The sequence below is a fragment of the Paenibacillus alkaliterrae genome (assembly GCF_021532375.1).
Classification (GTDB): domain Bacteria; phylum Bacillota; class Bacilli; order Paenibacillales; family Paenibacillaceae; genus Pristimantibacillus; species Pristimantibacillus alkaliterrae.
Genome location: NZ_JAKGAP010000130.1, coordinates 1 through 2570 on the forward strand (window position 1 = coordinate 1; position 2570 = coordinate 2570).

1 protein-coding gene and 1 pseudogene are annotated in these 2570 nt (G+C 44.9%); one reads left to right on the forward strand and one right to left on the reverse strand.

The genetic code is table 11. The annotated features are described in order from the left end of the window. Positions 1–120: 120 nt before the first annotated feature. A complete protein-coding gene (locus tag L1N85_RS26490; RefSeq protein WP_235242016.1) occupies positions 121–876 on the forward strand; it encodes a YheC/YheD family protein in 756 nt (251 codons plus the stop codon). A gap of 1366 nt (positions 877–2242) precedes the next feature. On the opposite strand, the pseudogene L1N85_RS26495 reads toward L1N85_RS26490, so the two are convergent. Then, positions 2243–2570, reverse strand: a pseudogene (locus tag L1N85_RS26495) (hypothetical protein); the annotation flags it as partial.

Sequence of the window (2570 nt, forward strand, 5' to 3'; positions counted from 1 at the left end):
GGTATTTTATAGGACGCATCGTTATATTCCTCTTTTTGGCATTATCATACCATATCTAGCCATTCTCTACTATTAGCTTTGAGAGACTACTAGGAAGTGAGGAGAGGAGAGTTGACAGGAATGAGCTATTCAAGCACCACCGTGAAAAGTAAATGGACAAAAACAAAATGGCTGCTTAAAAGCGCCAAGATACGAACTTATATGCCGGAGACGCTTCGCTACAGCCGCGGCAACCTTAGAAGCATGTTGTCCAGGTATTCAACGGTCTATTTCAAGCCTACCGGCGGCACGGGCGGCTTTAACATTGTGCGCATCACCAGGCTGGCAAGCGGTTACCGTCTTCAACACAGCTCGGAGACCAAACGGTACAAGACATTCGACGCACTCTATGAATATCTGAATAAACAAGCTCGCACGCGTCCCTATTTGCTTCAAAAGGGCATCAAGCTCGCCGCGACAAAAGGCCAGCCCTTCGATATCCGCGTCATGGTTCAAAAATCCAACAAAGGCAGCTGGAAGAGCACGGCGCTCTTCACGAAAATCGGCAGACCGGGCAAGGTCGCAACCAATTATCACCAAGGGGGCAGACTGGGGTATTTCAGGCAGACGCTGTCTGGAGCAGGCTTCGGCACGACCGCTGTCAGGCGGAAGGAACAAGAGCTGAAGAAGCTTGGCGAATCCGTAGGACGAATATTTGACGAGCATGGCAACGGATTTCGCGAGCTGGGGCTCGACGTGGCTTTAGACGGCAAAGGGAATGCCTGGATCCTGGAGGTGAACACAAGGCCCCAGTTCTATCCGTTGAAGCATATGACCGACAAAAGCATGCACCGTCGCATCATGGAATATGCAAGGCAATATGGCAGAAAGAGATAGATCGGAAAGTGCCAGGGTGGGAAAGAGTCAATATAGCTGTAGATAGAAAAGTAGCGCTGGACTGCGCGAGGACAGCGAGTACGTTCGCAACGGGACATGCAGCATCTTCATCTTCACGGAACCATTAGCGGGTTGGCGCCATGTAGCGGTAAGTGAACGGCTGGCAGTTTACCACCAATGAAGCAAGAATCAAACTAAACGCCTTTACCCACAGTTTAAGGATTGATTAGGTACTAGATGTAAACGGTTGTTAACCGAAGTCTGTGAATCCCTTGAAAATTATCGGTTAAGGCGTATTCAATGGGCTGTAGAGCAATTATTGGGGCAAGGAAAACAACCAGCTGCCTGGCAGGTCAAACGCTTAGCTGCAGCCCCAAATGTAAGCGATCAATTCGTAATGAGTATCATGAATCAGGTTATTGCTCAGAGGGGTTATATGTATGATCAAGATATCTCCGTGGCGGTTCATTAGCCCCATGTAGACGTGTTGGTTAATATCTTTATGCGAAACAGAAGATGATGAATAATAAAATGTGGGCTATTCCGATTGGCGGTATAACTTACTATATTCCATATGTAGAGTTAATACGGGTTCTCTTTGCAACGGCGAAAGACATTTCAAATGCAATTTTTCGTCCAAATGGACTGGCTTATCTCGTCGACCAAGTATCCAAAGTGGGAAATGATCTTAGAATTACGTTTAGTGTGAATGTGCATAAGAATTCTCTTGAGGATGACAGAGTTCCAAATTCCTGCACTGCATAATTTAACTGTTCATTATCGCGGGATAAGTAAGGCTAATGAAGTAATAGTCTTTGAAATTGTTGGAATTGACGGTCTAGATATACTCCTGAGGTACCTAAAGTCGATACAAATCAACCCGTAGTAAAGGCAGATCCAACTCGACTTGGATTTGACGTCTCAATAGTTGATCTTCCTGGCAACCGGCGATTTGTATATTTAGAAAATGGACAGAGACGTAAATGTGCTGTTGTCAGGGTTACAAGAAACCATTGGATTATTTACGTAATACAATTCTGTTACAACCCTACTGCTTTATCCAAGCGACAATGACTTTAAGGAGCATGATGAGAAAATACAACAGGTTAAGCTTTATTTTGAGTGGGCGCAAAAAATATACTATTACAATGAATAAGCCTTTTCTCTGAGCCTATAATATACCAATTAAAGGTTCACAGGGAGGTTTCATCTAAAGCTCGAATTAAAAAATGGTGAGAAGTTGTTGTTAAGGGTGTGATTAATAACCACAAATATGTACGATATGTTTGCAAGTAGTTTACCTTAGGTGGTACTACCGCAAAAAAAGGGAGTACCAGTAACCTGGCTCCCCGAAGCTTTCACTAATTTACTCGTTATCCTCGTCTTCTTCAACATCCGCTTCTTCATCGTCAGCATTCGCATCGTCATCCGACTCGCGATTGGCCTCTTGGTCGTTAGCTTGCTTGGCCGAAGATGGATCGGTTTTTTCGGTCTCATCTTCCTTCTCAGTTAATTCATCCTTCAGCTGCTCGTCCTTATCATTGTTAGAGGCTGCCTCGGATTTATTTGAAAGGGATAAAGACGTCGACAATTGGGAGGAACGGTTGTCATCATCATTGTCTTCATCGTCCTCCAGATCTTCGTCGTCTCTGGAAGCGTCGTCAGAAGGAGCTGTCTCTGCTCCTTCTGACGAC